This window comes from Agarivorans sp. B2Z047, assembly GCF_023373605.1.
Taxonomy (GTDB): domain Bacteria; phylum Pseudomonadota; class Gammaproteobacteria; order Enterobacterales; family Celerinatantimonadaceae; genus Agarivorans; species Agarivorans albus.
Map to the genome: position 1 here is coordinate 270,992 of NZ_CP088080.1, position 15,377 is coordinate 286,368.

The window sequence follows — 15,377 nt, forward strand, 5'->3', positions numbered from 1 at the left end:
TGAGGAGTTAATTATGGATGCGAGCTATATGTTGAACCTCGAAGCCAACATCTTATTAGGTATTGTGAATGAGAAACTGCGCTTAGAGTGTAATAGCCTAGAAGACCTAGCCTTAACCTTTGGTTTTGAAGAGCGCTCTTTAGCGCGCCGGTTAGAAACCATTGGTTACCATTACGATGTGATAACCAATCAATTTAAGGCGATTTAAACTTGGCTTAAGTTACTGAATGTTAGACACTGTTGATGTGTCTAACAGGAGGTGACCGATGCTAAGAAAAATAGGATTATTATTGGCGTGCTGTGTTTCGCTGCCCGCACTCGCGGATGTAAGCATTGGCGCTGGCTATACCTTTGGCGGCGAAATGACCGACTTGGACACTGAACAGACCTACTCGGTTCGTTCGGCTCCTTCTTATATGGCCGCCTTTGATTTTGCTACTAGTCGTGGCGAAAACCGCAAACGTGAGACTTACGAAAACTACGTGGGAGCGTTGGTGTCTTGGCAAAACACCGAGATGGACGATTCGGCCACTACCGATGTAGACGTAGTATATGCTCATTTAACCGCATCTCGCCGATGGCAATATGAAAACTTTGAAACCTTTGCCAGTGGTGGCGCTGGTGTTACCCATTTTGCTGCCAGCCCAGGTAGTGATACCCAACGCTTTTCTATTAGCTTAGGTGGCGGTTACTTTTATCACCTCACTGAAAACCTCGATTTAAAACTAGAAGGCCGTCTATATGGCACCTTTGTAAACGAAGGTACCAGGATAGAGTGTGGCCCTGGTTGCCAAGTTACTTTTGTGGGCAGTTATTGGTCCCAATTAGGCTTAAATTTGGGGCTGAACTACCGATTTTAAGCTCATGCGCTAACGACATAATCTTCTGGTAAGTGCTGAAAAATATCAGCACTTACTAAATAAACTGCTTAAAAAATAAACTCTTACAAACTATTCAATAAAGTTCCGCTGTCATTAATCTTTAATACTTCAGTCACCTAGCTGTCATTTTTCAACCCTAAGATTTGTTCAACTTTTACTTGATGTACTTCACACTTTTTTAGGGATTAAAATGAAAAAGCTTACTATTATCGCTCTGGCGGTTGCCGCTGCTTCTGGTTCAGCTAACGCTGCTAAAGTTTACGAAGATGAAAAACACGCTGTTGATCTATATGGCCGTGTATACGCTGGTTACACTGCTGGTGACGATGCTGGTAAATCTGACAACTTTGGTGCTGACCAATATGTTCGTTTTGGCGCTAAAGTTAAATCTCAGTTTGGTGAATCAAGCTACGCTCTTGGTCGCTACGAGCTACAAATGGAAAACAACGGCGAAGGTGACAACACTTCAGCTACTAAAGCACGTTTAGCTTACGCTGGCTTCGGTGGCGACTTTGGTGAAGTAACTTTCGGTCGTAACTACGGTGCTTTAGAGCTAGTAGCCGATTGGACTGATTCAAGCTACGTTAACCCTTACGGTAACTCTGCGATTGGTATCAGCTCTAGCCGTGAAGAAGGTATTGGCCGTTCAGACAGCGTTCTTAAGTACGCTGGCGAGTTCAACAACTTCGACATCCACGCTTCTTACAAGTTTAACGATAACCAAAAAGACGAGACTACTGGCGCTAGCCAAGACAACTCTGCTTACGGTATCGCTGTAGCTTACGGCTTCGACTTTGGTTTAGGCCTAGGTGCTGGTTACAACATTGCTAACAATGGCGATGCTAAAGACAGCACAATGGCACTAGTTGGTGTTAACTACGACGCTAACGGTGTTTACGCTGCACTTAACTACTCAATGGGCGAAAACAACAAAGCCTTTAAATTGCACGGTTCTGACGCTAAGAACGAGCACACAGGTTACGAGTTAGTTGCTGGTTACAAGTTCACTAAAGCTTTCCGCGCGCAAGCAATGTGGAACAAAGCTGAAGTTGAAAACGAAGGCCAAGCTAAATACGACGCTGTTGATTACTACACTATCGAAGGTCGTTACGACCTGACTAAGCAACTACGCATTGTAGCTGCTTACCAAATCAACAACATCGACGACGCTGAAAACGAATTCCACTTCGCAGCACGCTACGACTTCTAAGGAAATGTAGTCAACACGCTAAGCGCCTACTTAGCGTGTTTCCTTATTATCTTGTGTATGTTTGTCTTTTTACCAGCTCTATCTAGAGCTGGTTTTTTGTATTTGGCTACTCAGCAATAAGGCTTAGTGAGTGATATCCATCATTAAGATCTTAGAGCGTCGTTGCAGGTTGTAGATAGCCTGCTTTTCGGTAGGAAGATCTTCAAAATCGGCAGGTGCAAAGCCGCGCTCTCTAAACCAATGAATGCTTTTAGTGGTTAGCACAAACAACTTGCTTAAGCCTTGTTGTCGAGCGCGTTTTACAATCGCTTGCAATAAGCGATCACCACGGCTGGCTTGACGATATTGCGGGTGGCTAACTAAGCAGGCCAGTTCGCCAATGTTTTCTTGTTCGAAGGCATAGAGTGCAGCACAGCCAATGATCATACCGTCGCGCTCTACAATGGTAAATCGTTCAATTTCCATCTCCAGCAATTCGCGTGAGCGACGCACTAGTATGCCTTCTTCTTCTAGTGGTCTTATTAATTCGATAATGCCATTAATGTCATCAAGCCTTGCTTCACGCACTCGTTCGTAACTGTATTGAACTAGCTGGGTTCCACTGCCATCGCGGGTATAGAGCTCTTGCAGTAGCGCGCCATCTTGCTGATAGCTCACTAAGTGGCAACGATCAATGCCTCTATCACTACATTGGATAGCCGCGCGTAAGTAGCGAAGCGTGTCTTTGTCGGTTTCTCTAAGAAAGGGCTCAGAGCGCATCAGCTGATTAGCCGTGTCTGGCAATAGCTCACTCACTAACTGGCCTTTATCGTTGTGAATGCCTTGCTCGGGGCAGAAGTAAATCACTTTGTCCGCTTTTAAAGAAACTGCGATTTCGGTGGTAATGTCTTCTGAACAGATATTAAACAGTTCGCCAGTTACGGAAACGCCTAGTGGCGACACCATGACTATTTCGCCATGATCCAACTGGCGCTTAATGCTCTGATGGTTAATGCGTCGCACCTTGCCAGTGTGCAAAAAGTCGATGCCATCTTCTACGCCAATGGGCTGGGCTACCACAAAGTTGCCACGCACCACATTAATGTGGGCTTGATGCAAAGGTGAATTCACCAAACCCATAGACAGCTGGGCTTCGATATCCATTTGGATTTGGCCAACGGCTTGCTTAATGATGTTAAGGCTACGCTCGTCGGTGATACGCTGTTCACCAGCAAACAAACAACTATGTTGATGCGCTGCAATCAGACCATCGATTTGTGGTCGAGCGCCGCATACCAATACTATTTTCACCCCAAGGGTTTTAAGTAGCGCGATATCTTGGATGATATTGCTAAAATTGCCGCTGCTGCTGGCTTCGCCACTAAGCATTACAACAAAGGTTTTGCCTCGGTGGGCATTTATATAAGGCGCCGACTGACGAAACCAGTTGACTAAATCTTCGGCCGAGCGGTCCAAATTCTTCTCCGTGAATAACTAGCTACTAGATCTGACTAATGAGTCAGATATTTGTGTATTGTTGCATATTCCTTAGCATTGTCGAGCAATATGTTTTTCTTCATGACAAAACTTATACACAGTTATCTTATGCAAGAGTTGTTTAGTTAAGCTATGTGGAGTATAAGCTGCTGTATTATCTCAGCTAAGCTTCATTTAATCTGGATTAGCTGATGGAATTTAGATGATATTTTTATCAATGAGAGGGTGAATATGGAAAACTATGTCGTACCTGAGCATCTGGCGATGCGTAAGCAGCCAAGCCAAGAGCGAACCAGGCGACTAGTGGAGCACATCCTAGATAGCACCTTGTCTCTTATCAAAGAGCAAGGTATGGCATCGGTAAATACCAACCTTATTGCTCAATATGCCGAGATCGACATTGCTTCTTTATACCGTTTCTTTAAGAACAAAGATGTGATCTTTTTTGCCCTCGCTAAGCGTTGGTTTGAAAAGGTCCAGCTGGTTGTTGCAGAGCACAACTTTCAACAAGTTGTTGGTAACATCGTAGAGTACAAAGACAGCACCCAGTTTCTGATTAATCAGCTACCAGAAACCGATGTTATGTTGGTGAGTTTTCATGAACTGTTCACTCACGATCAAGATTTTAAAGCCTTAGAGTATTGGCACCGTGAGATTGTGATACTCCACAGTAAACGCTCGTTTATTGAAAACGGCTCAAAGTGGGATGATGAAGCCCTAACCAGTGTTTGTCTGTATTTGTATGGTTTCACTCGAAACTTTATGGCGGGAACAATCGGTTTTAGCGCTGAAGAACATCAACATCAATTTACTTGGTTTCAAGTGATGTTAAATGAAGTGCGTGAGATGGTGTTGTTAGGCGAAGTACCGGAGCAGTTTTTACGCTAAGGCGTCACTGACAATATGCGCTTGGCTGGCACTGGGGTATTCTTGCTCGTCAACCAAGCGTTCTGCACCTAAGCAATGTAACCACGAACCGTAATCTAAGGTTTTGTTTCCTAAAATTAATTCTTTTAGTACCTGTTCTGACAAACCTAGAGTAATAGGTTTACAGCTCGGCCAAGTTTTCCTGCCATTTTGTGCGATCGTCACTGTATTTTCCGCGCCTATAAGGTCAAACTATTCTGCATATAAGATTCAGTGTGGGTCAATTTGGTGATAAACAAGTCAGCTTGTTACACCAATGTGAAATGGCGCTCAATTTTTGACCAATTGGTAAGTGAAAGCATGCAGTGCTTCACATTATTTTTTTAGGGAGTAATCCATGGAACTGGAAGCCTTTTTCCAGCAGGTAAAAAAACTGCCAGTGATGCCGCAAATTATGCAGGAATTGCTGACCAGCATTAACGATGAGAATGTCGATTTACATCAGTTGGGTAAAAAGCTCGCTACTGATCAATCTTTGGGTGCCAACGTACTTAAAATGGCCAACTCGGCGGCGTTTCGCGGCATTAAACAAATTGACTCTATTGAAGCTGCGGCTATTCGTTTAGGTCTAAAGCGGGTTCGTTCATTGGTGGTTGCTGCAGGTTTAAATGGCATGATGCCAAGCAAAAACTTCGACCAACAGCAGTTCTGGAGTCAAGCCATGTATGTGGCGTTGTTGGCGCAAGCTTTAGCAAAAAGCACCGACATTGAACCGGAAATGGCGTTTACCTGCGGCATGTTACACAACTTTGGTGAATTACTAATAGCCAGTGCAACACCCGAAGAAGCGGGCTTAATTGAGTTGAGCTTAGAAACTGGGGAAACGCGGGTGTCAGCGCAACGCCAAACCCTAGGTTTAGATTATGCGCAAATTGGTGGAGAACTAGCGCGCCGTTGGAACTTTTCTCCGGTAATCACCGATGCCATTGAGCAGCAGCTTAACCCAATGGATTTTGAAGAAGTGTCTAAGCCAGCGGTACTAATCCGCTTGGCCATTTTTGCTCACCATGCGCTTAATGCTGGTTTAAGTAGTGAAACGGTGGCCAACAACTTACCTGCTCCTTTGTGTGAAGTGGTGGGGGTTGATAAACAGAAGGTCACCGAATTTATTGCCGACGCAGTAGAGCAAGGCGAGCAAATGGTTGCGACCAGCGTAGCTTAAACATAAGTCTGTTTAGACTAAAAAGGGATTAGCTAAGCTAATTCCTTTTTTGTTTGAGCTGCGCCATTCGATTTAATTGCTGGGAGATTCAAACCCTCGTAGCCACCACTGCTTGGCTTGTTTTAGTGCTCGTTGGGCGTCTTCTAACAACAGGTAGTTTACTGGCACAATCAACAAAGTGATCATGGTGGCGAAGATAATGCCAAAGCCCAGTGATACCGCCATGGGGATCAAAAATTGCGCTTGGGTGCTTTTCTCGAAAATCAGCGGCATTAAACCTGCAAAAGTGGTGAGCGATGTGAGAATTACTGCTCTAAAACGGGCCACGCCAGCATTGGCTACCGCGCTCATTAGGTCCACTCCTTTTTTACGTTGGCGATTAATATAATCCACCAATACCAGGCTGTCGTTTACCACCACCCCGGTCAGTGCCAGCATGCCCATCATGCTCATAATGGTTAATGGCATGCCCATAATCATGTGACCTAATACTGCTCCCACTGCGCCATAAGGAATGATCGACATAACTACTAAGGGTTGCCAGTAAGAGCCAAATGGAATCGCCAATAAGCCGTAGATAACAAACAGTACAAACAACAAGCCAAAGCCTAAGCTGCTAAAGGATTCTCGTTGTTCTTTGGCTTCGCCTTCTAAGCTAGCATTTACTTGGGGGTAGGCCACCAAGGTTTGGCTGAGCCATTGCTGCAGTTCAGTTTTAATCACTTCAATATTGGCTTGCTCTTTGTTCACGTCGGCCCGGATATTTTGGGTGCGTAAGCGGTCTATGCGAGTAATGGTGGCTGGGCTTTGTGAAGGAGTAACGCTGGCCACTTCACTAAACGGTAACTCGGCCCCGTCGGGAGTGCGAATAAGCATGTTATTGAGGTTGTACTGAGAGCGACGCTCGCTGGCGGGATAGCGAACGTATACTTTTACATCTTCACGGCCACGCTGAATGCGCTGCACTTGATAACCAAAAAATGCACTTCTTACTTGCTGGGCTAAATCATTTAAGCTCAAACCTAGCGCTTGTGCTTGAGGCTTAATGTTTAGTTGTAGCTCTAGTTTGCCGTCGGCTAGGCTGTCTTCAACATCAAATACCGCTGGGTATTCTTGTAGTTTTTGCTTGGTAAGGTCGGCAACCTGCGCCATCGCCGCAAAATCGTTACTGCTGAATTGCACATCTAATGGCGAGCCACCGCGGCCTATTTCTGCCCTAAAGGTTAGGCTTTCTGCGCCAGGCAGGCTACCGATGAGTTGTCGCCATTCTCTGACTAAATCGCCACTGCTAATTGGGTTAGTGCGTGACTCGGGCGGCTCTATTTCAAATACCACTCGGCCTTTATTACTTTGACCACTACCCGAGCCACCGCTAGAACCGCTGGTGGCCAAAATATTCAAAATAACGCTATCGCCGGTTTCTTGGTCACGGTATTTTTCTTGTAATTCTAGGGCGGCACCGAGCATGCGATTAATGTAATCGTCGGTGGTATTAAAGGCGGTGCCTGCCGGCATTACTAAGGTGGCACGGGCGGTTTCACTAGGCACTCTAGGGAAGAAAATAAAACGTACCCAGCCAGCTGTCGCCAAAGACAACACCACCACAAAGATACTAATGGCGATGGCGGCACTTAGTAGCCGTCGAGATAGAGCAGCTTTTAGCAGCGGCTTATAAAACTTTAAAATAGCCGCTTCAAAGCCATTGGCAAAGCGGTTTTGCCAATAGCTAAAACGCCCCGGATTATTACTTGCCGGTTTGATGTGTTTTAAGTGGGCGGGCAAAATCAACTTTGATTCCACCAAAGAAAACAGCAGTACCGGAATAACAATCAGTGGAATTTGTGCAAATATTTTGCCGCGAACGCCTTCAATCATCATTAATGGCATAAAAGCAGCAATGGTGGTGAGTACGCCAAAAGTAACCGGTACAGCCACTTCTTGCGTGCCTTTAATTGCCGCATGCAAGGGCTCCTCACCTGCTTTTAGATGAGTATATATATTCTCACCGGTGACAATGGCATCGTCTACTAAGATCCCCAGCACCATGATAAAGGCAAATAACGAGATAATGTTGATGGTGACATCCATGGTTGGCATCAGCAACAAGCCCCCCATAAAGCTAATGGGAATACCTATACATACCCATACCGCAATCGCAGGCCGTAGGAAGATTGCCAGTAACAAGGCCACCAATAAACAGCCTTGAATAGCACTGTTTTTTAGGGTGTTTAAACGGGCTTTTACAATTTTGGCACTGTCTCGCCAATAGTTTAGCGAAATGCCTTGTGGCAGATAAGACTGCTTATCGCTGATGTATTGTTTCACCGCATCGGAGATGGCAATGGCACTTTGATCGCCAACTCGGTACACCTCAATCATTACTGCTGGTTGGTTATTGAAGCGGTTCTCGATGGGAGTTTCTTCAAAGCCATCTACTACCGTAGCAATGTCTGATAAGCGAATGCGGGTGCCGTCGGCGCGACTAATAATCAGCAAATTGGCAAACTCATCACCTACATAGGCTTGGCCTTTGGTGCGCAGTAATATCTCACCGCCCTGAGTTTTCACCGAACCTGCGGATAAATCTAGCGAAGCTTGGCTAATGGTTTGAGCAACTTTACTTAGCTCAAGGCCATATTCGCGTAGCTTTTGCTCGGAGACTTCGATAGAGATTTCGTAAGGGGCTACCGAATCCAGCTCGACCTGAGTGAGCTCGGGTAGCTGCAATAGTTCATCACGAATCGATTCCGCTACTAAGCGCAACTCGCTATGAGCTAAGTCGCCGGAGACGGCAACGGTAATGGTTTCTCGCTTACGCTGGGTAAGGCTGACTACTGGGCGCTCTGCATCGCTAGGGAAGGTGTTAATCGCATCGATACGTGATTTAATATCGCTCATTACGTCGCGAGTATCGTAGCGTGAATTAATTTCGGCGCTCACTCGAGCAGCCCCTTCTTGCGAGACTGAAGATATTTGATCGATACCTTCAATGTCGCTGATCGCTTCTTCTATGCGAATGGCTAGGCTTTCTTCACTTTCCTCTGGGCTGGAGCCCGGCAAAGCGATGCTCACATTCACCATATCTAATTCAAACTCAGGGAAAACTTCTAGCGGCAAACGAAACTTGGCCGAATATAAACCTAAGCCGACAATTAGCACCATTAGCAAGTTAGCGGCAACATGATTGCGAGTGAACCAAGCAATTAAGCCATGCATAATAGGCCTCTCCCTAAGGGGATTAATTGGGTAATTTGCTGCATGGTTTAAGCTCCTATGGGCTTAGCAGGGGTACCACTAATTACCCTACCAAGGGGCGTAGTTACTAACATTTGGCCGGCTTCAATGCCGCCGTTCACAATATAACTTTGCTGATCTTGCCACAGAATATTGACTGATTTTCTTTGTAGTAATCCATCTTCCAATACAATCACTTGTTGCCCCGAATAGAGAGCGCTGCGAGGGATAATAAATACTTGTTCCAAGGTTTTTCCTTGAATTTGCGCGCTGACAAACTGGCCAATTTTAAGCGCCGGTTTGTTTTCGTTGGCGGGGCCGTAAGGGTCATCAATTTTTGCCACCACAAAGAGTTGCCTGCTGGCGCTATCTAGGGCTGCTTCACTGCGTTCTACCTTGGCTTGCCAATGGTATTCTTTAGCGCCAAAGTTAGTGCTTAAATCCACTAAGGGTTTACTGGTTGGGCTTTGACTGCGACGATAGTTTTCAGGAATATTTAGTACGCTTTGCTCGTTCAAACTTAAGGGTAAACGCACTTCCAAATAATCGACAGCGTAGCTACTGGCGAGGTTTTTCCCACTGCTAACGTATTCACCCAACTCGACATTCTTTTCTAAAATTCTTCCGGCGTAACTGGCGCGAATCACGGTGCGTTCCAAATCCAATTTAGCGCGGGTTAACTTGGCTTTGGCCGAGGCCATGGCGGCTTCTTGGGCGGCCAGTTGTGGTTTGCGTAAGACTAAGTCGTTGGCGGGTTTGCCTTTACCTAAACGTTTCCAGTCACGCAGGGCTTGTTCTACTTTGGCTTGTTCTTCGGCTAATTGCAGTTGGGTCGTTTGTAACTCTGCTTCGGCGATGGTGATGGCATTTTGGTAATCTCTAGCATCAATTTTAAGTAGCACTTCGCCTTTTTCAAAAAAAGCGCCCTCGCGAAAGTTATCCGACACATAGGTAATACTGCCAGCTACTTGGGCGACTAAGTTGCTTTCGGTATGCGGGCGAATTGTTCCAAAGGAGCTAACACTGGCCTGATAACTCTGCAAACTGAGCGGACTCACTTCCACCGCGAGTTTAGCGAGTTCTGCTTGCGGTTTACGTTGAGCCTGTGGTTTGTTTGCCTTGATGTATTGGCTAATGAGTAGGCCAATAATAATCACCAACAGAGGCAGGCTAAGTCGTATCAGTTTGGCCATAATTGGCATCACTCCAGTTAAAATAATGGCTCGGAGGCAAAGGCCTCGCGAGTGGTTTGTGCTTGTTCGAGATGCCCACCTAGGGCTAGGTAAAGCTCGATACGATTTTGTAGCTGCAAGTTAAGCGCAGTAATGGCGCTGCTTTGGGCATCAAAGGCGCGGCGCTGCGACTCCAATACCGTGACATATTCATTTAAGCCCGCTAAGTAATTTTCAAAGGCTAAGGACTCAGCTTGTTTTGAGTCTTCGGCTGCGGTGGCGAGTAGCTGAGCATTTTGGTACAGGCTAGGCTCGAGGGTGAGGCTTTCTTCCACTTCGCCAAAACTTGCCAATACCTGCTCTAAATATGCCGAGTTTAAACCTTGAGCAACCGCATATTGTTGAAGCTGCTGATTCTCGCGACGAGCGGCATCAAAAATTGGCGCGGTCACTCCGGCAAACAAAGACCACACCAATGACTCACCATTAAGTAATTGGTTGAGTTGGCTGCTTTGCGCGCCGCCACTGGCGGTAAGGGTAAGGCTAGGGAAGCGGTCACGATAAGCTGCATACACCCGTAAGTCGGCAGCGGCTAGGCGATATTGAGCTGCCTTAATGTCGTGGCGTCGAATTAATAACTCTGAGGGCAGACCCGCTGGTATAGCATCTAATGGCACGTTAAGTTGCCCAGCTACTTTAATGTCACCGCCGGGGTAGCGACCAAGCAGCAGCTCTAGCTCGCGCTGTGCTTGAGTGAGTTGATTGTTTCGAGAGTTTAGCTGGGCTTGAGAAGCACTTAAGTCAGCACGCGCTAGGTAAACATCTAAGGCACTGTTTAAACCACTTTGATAGCTTTCTTCAATAATTTGCAGGTTGGCTTTGAGGTTGTTGTAACGTTCTTCAATGAGCTGTTGCTGCTGCTGGGTCTCAATCACATTATACCATTGTTGCGCAGTGTTTGCGGCTAAGCGAATTTGTGCTTGTTGCCATTGTTCAAAGCTTACTTTGGCATCTAACACTGCGGCTTGTTGCAAAGCATCAAGTTTTCCTAGCCAATCAATTTCCCAGCTAATATCTAGGCCTGCGCGCAGTTGAGTGGCGGTGCTACTATCGCTGCCACTGCGTTGGCCGGTTAAAAAGGCTTCAACATTTGGCCAGCTTTGTGAATCTTGGATTTTTACTTGGTAAAGCTGTTGGTCAAGGGCAAAGCCTTGTTGTTGTAACGCGGGATTATTGCTTAGCGCTTCAGTGATCAAGGTTTGGAGGGCGCTCGGTAAGGCTTGCTCAAATCGCTGTTGATTGAATTGACCTTGCTGATATTCGCTGGTCCAGCTGGTGGTTGTGGCCACAGTATGCGGTTCATGAGCAGGCGTATCGTTCAAACTGCAAGCGCTTAAACTTACAATAAGTAGCGTTATCCAAGCCCAACTAGCCACGTGCATTCCATGTCCTATGATTCAATCCTTACTATTAGTGTTATTTAACGTTTCTTGGATTGCATTGTCGAGTCTTCTAGCAAAGCTTTTACCTTTATTTACAGTTGCTTTGGCTAAACCTGGTGTTTAGCTTGACCCAAGCGATAAAGCTGCAAAATCCAAGAGAAGACCAGTTTTGCATCCAGTGGACGTACCAAACTTGTCTTAGCTAAAACGAATTGAGTAGGCGATAAGATCATTTGCCGTTTATCAATAAGGGCTTCTGCGTAGGCAAGCGGAAACTCGGGATGTCCTTGAATAGCAAAGGTATGTTGGCCTATTTGGAACATAAAGTTAGGACAAAAGTCACTGCTGGCTAGCAACTGGGCTTGCGCTGGAAGAACGGTTACTTGGTCTTGGTGGCTCACCAAGATGGATAAGCTATCTTGCTCGGTCGGCTCTGCCCAAGTGGGCGCTTGAATAAGAGTGTTTTTAGCCACGCCTAAACCCCAACCCGCACTTGATTTTTCAACCTTGCCCTCTAGTGCACGAGCAATGATTTGATGACCAAAACAAATTCCTGCCAAGGGGCGCTGCAATTGTTCACACTGCTGTACCCAAGCCACTAATTGTAAAATCCACGGCTGTTGATCGTAGGCATTATGTCGGCTGCCGGTAATTAAAAAGCCATCAAATTGATTGAGCTTAGGTAGCTCACTGTTAAGTACATTGAACACTTCAAACTGTAGTTGTGAATCTTGTTCGCTCAGATGCTTGATGAACATATCGGGATATTCACCATGAATTTCAGCAAGTTGCTTATCAACTCGGTCACAATTTAGAATCGCAATTTGCATAGTAAAAACCTAAAGAATAGCTATATATTGACCATAAGCTGTTAAATAAACTGTATCAAGTATGGAATAAAATTTAATATTTGTGTAGTTTTGTTCATTATTGGGTAACAGTTGATGGATTCATCCGGAGGGAACATGGCGCAGCAGGATCTAGCTTATTGGCAACAACAAGCGCGGGAATTGGAATTTCCCACTAAGGCATTTATTAACGGAGCGTTTGTGGATGCGCAATCAGGAAAAACCTTTAGCAGCATTAACCCTGCGACCGGACAAGTACTAGCCGAGGTGGCTGAGTGTGATGCCGCCGATGTTGAATTGGCGGTTAGCGCAGCACGAACAGCCTATCAAAGTGGAGTGTGGTCAAACCTTCCGCCGGCCGAGCGAAAGCAAAAGCTACAAATCTTTGCTCAACTCATTGAGCAGCATCAAACTCAACTCGCTTTGTTAGAAAGCCTAGACATGGGTAAACCTATTGGTGACGCCTTGTCCTACGATGCACCTGCCGCCGCACGCTGTATTGCTTGGAATGGTGAAGCGATAGATAAGGTTTATGATGAAGTCGCGCCAGTTACCACTGATGCTCTTGCTTTAGTGACACGAGAGGCCTTGGGTGTAGTGGCTGCCATTGTGCCGTGGAATTTTCCCTTAGTAATGGCCTCGTGGAAGATTGGACCTGCCTTGGCCACCGGTAATTCGGTTATTTTAAAACCTTCGGAAAAATCCCCCTTAAGCGCACTGTATTTGGCGCAACTGGCGAAACAGGCGGGTATTCCAGACGGGGTGTTTAATGTATTGCCGGGTTATGGACACACCGCTGGGCAAGCGTTGGCGCTGCACATGGATGTAGACTGCATTACCTTTACTGGCTCTACTGCTGTGGGTAAAAAATTGGTAGAGTTTTCTGGGCAATCAAACTTAAAGCGTGCCTTTATGGAATGTGGCGGTAAGAGCCCGAATCTGGTGTGTGCTGATGTTGCCGATTTAGATAAAGCCGCAGCCACTGCAGTTGCAGCGATTTTTTATAATCAAGGTGAAGTGTGTACTGCGGGCTCTCGGCTTATCGTGCACCGCAGCGTGCATAAAGTCTTAGTAGAAAAAATGCTAGCTCTTGTTGATAACTGGCAACCGGGCAACCCACTGGATCCCAATACCAGCATGGGGGCAATGGTTGATGAAGTACAAATGCAGCGAGTATTGGCATTTATAGAGCAAGCAAAAACTCAGGGTGCGAAGCTGTTATGTGGTGGTGAGCAAGCTCTACCGGAAAGTGGTGGCTACTTCATCAAACCCACTATTTTTGATGATGTAGATGCCAAGCTGGATATTGTGAAACAAGAAATATTTGGTCCGGTGTTAGTGATACAAGTGTTTGATGAGCTTGAGCAGGGCATTGCCTTAGCCAACGACACCGAATATGGCCTCGCCGCCGGAGTGTGGACCAGTGACATTAATACTGTGGTGCGCACTTCACGTGCCCTGCGCGCCGGTACGGTATTTGTGAACAATTGGGATGGCGGTGATATGACCATGCCCTTTGGTGGTTTTAAGCAGTCGGGCAATGGGCGCGACAAATCCTTGCACGCGCTAGAAAAATACACCGAGCTTAAGTCTACTTGGATTGATTTGACTTAGCGTTAATGGGATCGGGCTGTTCGATAAAGTGTTCTAAAATGAACTGTTGATCGAGTGGGTTCAAGTCAAAGCGAAACGCTACATCGTTTAAGGAGCGAGCATCATGACAATGGTGCTCGCCGATATACTTAACCGCTCTAATCAGATCGGTGCCCTTGGGCAATAAACAACAATCACTCATAGCATCCTCCTATACATCCTTATGAGGTGGCTAAGCCAAGATGTCACTGGCAATAAAATGTTGCCAGTTATCTTAGCTTGTCACTATAAGTATAGCTGTATTGGCTAGAGTGATAGTTAGGGGCGGTTTTTATCAGCCCACAGGTGTAATAATTCCACTGCAATGGTCGCTGCGGCCAATGCGGTCACATCGCTATTATCATAAGCGGGCGCTACTTCTACTACGTCCATGCCGACAAGGTTTAAACCCTTTAAGCTACGCAAAATTTGCAGAATTCGATTGCTGCTTAAGCCGCCAGCAACTGGCGTGCCGGTGCCTGGCGCGTAGGCAGGATCTAAACAATCGATGTCGAAGCTAAGATAAACTGGTAAATCTGCCACTTGCTTACGGATGCTTTCTACCACTTGCTCAATGCTTAAGTTGTTAGCTTGGTCTGCATCGATGACCGCGAATGGGTGGCCAACTCGCTCATACTCGGTTCGAATACCTACCTGTACTGAGTGAGCTGGGTCGATTAAGCCTTCTTTGGGCGCATGGTAAAACATGGTGCCGTGGTCGTAGCGGCTACCTTCGCTGTAGGTATCGGTGTGGGCATCAAAATGTACTAAGGCTAACTTTCCATGATGGTGTGCGTGAGCGCGCAATAGTGGCAGCGTAACAAAGTGATCGCCACCAAAGCTCAGCATGGTTTTGCCTGCTTGCAGCAGCTGCTTGGCGTAGACTTCGAGCCTTTCTACAAACTGTGCCTGCTCACCACAATCAAAAACTAAGTCACCGGCATCAACCAAACTCACTCGCTCAAGCAATTTAAAATCCCAAGGCCAGCGCTTTTCTTCCCAAGCTAGGTTGACTGAGGCGCGGCGAATGGCATCTGGACCCAATCGTGCACCTGATCGCCCGGTTGTGGCTAAGTCAAAAGGCAGACCGGTGATTACTACGTCGGCATCACTTTGGTCGGGTCGATGATCTAAGCGCTGCCGTAGAAAGGTATTTGCGTTGGAGTACAGCGAGTAATCGGGATGATCGGCAAGCGTGCTCATTATTTATTCCTTGCTATAAAATAGTTAACAATTCATTGTGAATTGCTTCTCTAATTACTACAAGTGTTTTGTATAAAATGACATAGCTAGCTTATCTATAGAAAATAGCGGGCTAATTGAGCAAGCAAACACTAGACACTAAAGAGCACTCTTCCTACACTGAATGAAGCTCTCACTACTTTTAGTTACA

General features: G+C 46.2%; 14 protein-coding genes. 6 read left to right on the top strand and 8 right to left on the bottom strand.

The window, feature by feature from the left end; all coding sequences use genetic code 11:
• Window positions 1-13: 13 nt before the first annotated feature.
• From LQZ07_RS01265 to LQZ07_RS01275, 3 genes are all read left to right on the top strand, one after another.
• On the top strand, window positions 14-208 hold the full coding sequence (locus LQZ07_RS01265) for a DUF4250 domain-containing protein (RefSeq protein ID WP_016399845.1): 195 nt from the start codon (window positions 14-16) through the stop codon (window positions 206-208).
• 58 nt (window positions 209-266) lie between these two features.
• On the top strand, window positions 267-860 hold the full coding sequence (locus LQZ07_RS01270; protein ID WP_152783705.1) for a hypothetical protein: 594 nt from the start codon (window positions 267-269) through the stop codon (window positions 858-860).
• 211 nt (window positions 861-1,071) lie between these two features.
• Window positions 1,072-2,091, top strand: a complete 1,020-nt coding sequence (locus LQZ07_RS01275) for a porin (protein ID WP_016399843.1) — start codon at window positions 1,072-1,074, stop codon at window positions 2,089-2,091.
• A gap of 123 nt (window positions 2,092-2,214) precedes the next feature.
• Here LQZ07_RS01275 and argA read toward each other — a convergent pair whose 3' ends face one another.
• On the bottom strand, window positions 2,215-3,546 hold the full coding sequence (gene argA / locus LQZ07_RS01280; RefSeq protein WP_016399842.1) for an amino-acid N-acetyltransferase: 1,332 nt from the start codon (window positions 3,544-3,546) through the stop codon (window positions 2,215-2,217).
• Between the two features lie 252 nt (window positions 3,547-3,798).
• Here argA and LQZ07_RS01285 point away from each other — a divergent pair, with 252 nt between their 5' ends.
• A complete protein-coding gene (locus LQZ07_RS01285; protein WP_152783703.1) occupies window positions 3,799-4,455 on the top strand; it encodes a TetR/AcrR family transcriptional regulator in 657 nt (218 codons plus the stop codon).
• Here LQZ07_RS01285 and LQZ07_RS01290 read toward each other — a convergent pair.
• A complete protein-coding gene (locus LQZ07_RS01290) occupies window positions 4,447-4,659 on the bottom strand; it encodes a hypothetical protein (RefSeq protein ID WP_152783701.1) in 213 nt (70 codons plus the stop codon). The two genes, LQZ07_RS01285 and LQZ07_RS01290, sit on opposite strands and share 9 nt — an antisense overlap.
• Window positions 4,660-4,831: 172 nt before the next feature.
• Between LQZ07_RS01290 and LQZ07_RS01295 the strand changes: the two genes are divergently transcribed.
• Window positions 4,832-5,656: an HDOD domain-containing protein gene (locus LQZ07_RS01295; protein ID WP_016399839.1), complete on the top strand. Its 825-nt coding sequence runs from the start codon at window positions 4,832-4,834 to the stop codon at window positions 5,654-5,656.
• Window positions 5,657-5,728: 72 nt separating this feature from the next.
• On the opposite strand, the gene LQZ07_RS01300 is transcribed toward LQZ07_RS01295, so the two are convergent.
• The 4 genes from LQZ07_RS01300 to LQZ07_RS01315 form a co-directional block, all read right to left on the bottom strand.
• On the bottom strand, window positions 5,729-8,872 hold the full coding sequence (locus LQZ07_RS01300; RefSeq protein WP_152783699.1) for an efflux RND transporter permease subunit: 3,144 nt from the start codon (window positions 8,870-8,872) through the stop codon (window positions 5,729-5,731).
• Window positions 8,873-8,919: 47 nt separating this feature from the next.
• Entirely contained in the window at window positions 8,920-10,083 is a 1,164-nt protein-coding gene (locus tag LQZ07_RS01305) for an efflux RND transporter periplasmic adaptor subunit (RefSeq protein WP_194164165.1), read from the bottom strand.
• Between the two features lie 17 nt (window positions 10,084-10,100).
• The gene (locus LQZ07_RS01310) at window positions 10,101-11,498 is read right to left on the bottom strand and encodes an efflux transporter outer membrane subunit (RefSeq protein WP_194164164.1); all 1,398 of its coding nucleotides are present in this window, start codon (window positions 11,496-11,498) and stop codon (window positions 10,101-10,103) included.
• 113 nt (window positions 11,499-11,611) lie between these two features.
• Entirely contained in the window at window positions 11,612-12,334 is a 723-nt protein-coding gene (locus LQZ07_RS01315; protein WP_152783693.1) for a hypothetical protein, read from the bottom strand.
• Window positions 12,335-12,448: 114 nt separating this feature from the next.
• On the opposite strand from LQZ07_RS01315, the gene LQZ07_RS01320 reads away from it, so the two are divergent.
• A complete protein-coding gene (locus LQZ07_RS01320; protein ID WP_227981475.1) occupies window positions 12,449-13,966 on the top strand; it encodes an aldehyde dehydrogenase in 1,518 nt (505 codons plus the stop codon).
• On the opposite strand, the gene LQZ07_RS01325 is transcribed toward LQZ07_RS01320, so the two are convergent.
• Both LQZ07_RS01325 and speB read right to left on the bottom strand, forming a co-directional pair.
• The gene (locus tag LQZ07_RS01325; protein ID WP_016399833.1) at window positions 13,944-14,147 is read right to left on the bottom strand and encodes a hypothetical protein; all 204 of its coding nucleotides are present in this window, start codon (window positions 14,145-14,147) and stop codon (window positions 13,944-13,946) included. The genes LQZ07_RS01320 and LQZ07_RS01325 overlap by 23 nt on opposite strands.
• A 116-nt stretch (window positions 14,148-14,263) precedes the next feature.
• The gene (speB, locus tag LQZ07_RS01330; RefSeq protein ID WP_152783691.1) at window positions 14,264-15,187 is read right to left on the bottom strand and encodes an agmatinase; all 924 of its coding nucleotides are present in this window, start codon (window positions 15,185-15,187) and stop codon (window positions 14,264-14,266) included.
• Window positions 15,188-15,377: the final 190 nt, after the last annotated feature.

Coding starts and splice junctions, on each gene's coding strand:
- LQZ07_RS01325 (WP_016399833.1), bottom strand. CDS start 14,147: ATGAGTGATTGTTGTTTATTGCCCAAGGGCACCGATCTGATTAGAGCG.
- LQZ07_RS01320 (WP_227981475.1), top strand. CDS start 12,449: ATGGATTCATCCGGAGGGAACATGGCGCAGCAGGATCTAGCTTATTGG.
- LQZ07_RS01300 (WP_152783699.1), bottom strand. CDS start 8,872: ATGCATGGCTTAATTGCTTGGTTCACTCGCAATCATGTTGCCGCTAAC.
- LQZ07_RS01285 (WP_152783703.1), top strand. CDS start 3,799: ATGGAAAACTATGTCGTACCTGAGCATCTGGCGATGCGTAAGCAGCCA.
- LQZ07_RS01265 (WP_016399845.1), top strand. CDS start 14: ATGGATGCGAGCTATATGTTGAACCTCGAAGCCAACATCTTATTAGGT.
- LQZ07_RS01270 (WP_152783705.1), top strand. CDS start 267: ATGCTAAGAAAAATAGGATTATTATTGGCGTGCTGTGTTTCGCTGCCC.
- LQZ07_RS01275 (WP_016399843.1), top strand. CDS start 1,072: ATGAAAAAGCTTACTATTATCGCTCTGGCGGTTGCCGCTGCTTCTGGT.
- LQZ07_RS01305 (WP_194164165.1), bottom strand. CDS start 10,083: ATGGCCAAACTGATACGACTTAGCCTGCCTCTGTTGGTGATTATTATT.
- speB (WP_152783691.1), bottom strand. CDS start 15,187: ATGAGCACGCTTGCCGATCATCCCGATTACTCGCTGTACTCCAACGCA.
- LQZ07_RS01295 (WP_016399839.1), top strand. CDS start 4,832: ATGGAACTGGAAGCCTTTTTCCAGCAGGTAAAAAAACTGCCAGTGATG.
- LQZ07_RS01315 (WP_152783693.1), bottom strand. CDS start 12,334: ATGCAAATTGCGATTCTAAATTGTGACCGAGTTGATAAGCAACTTGCT.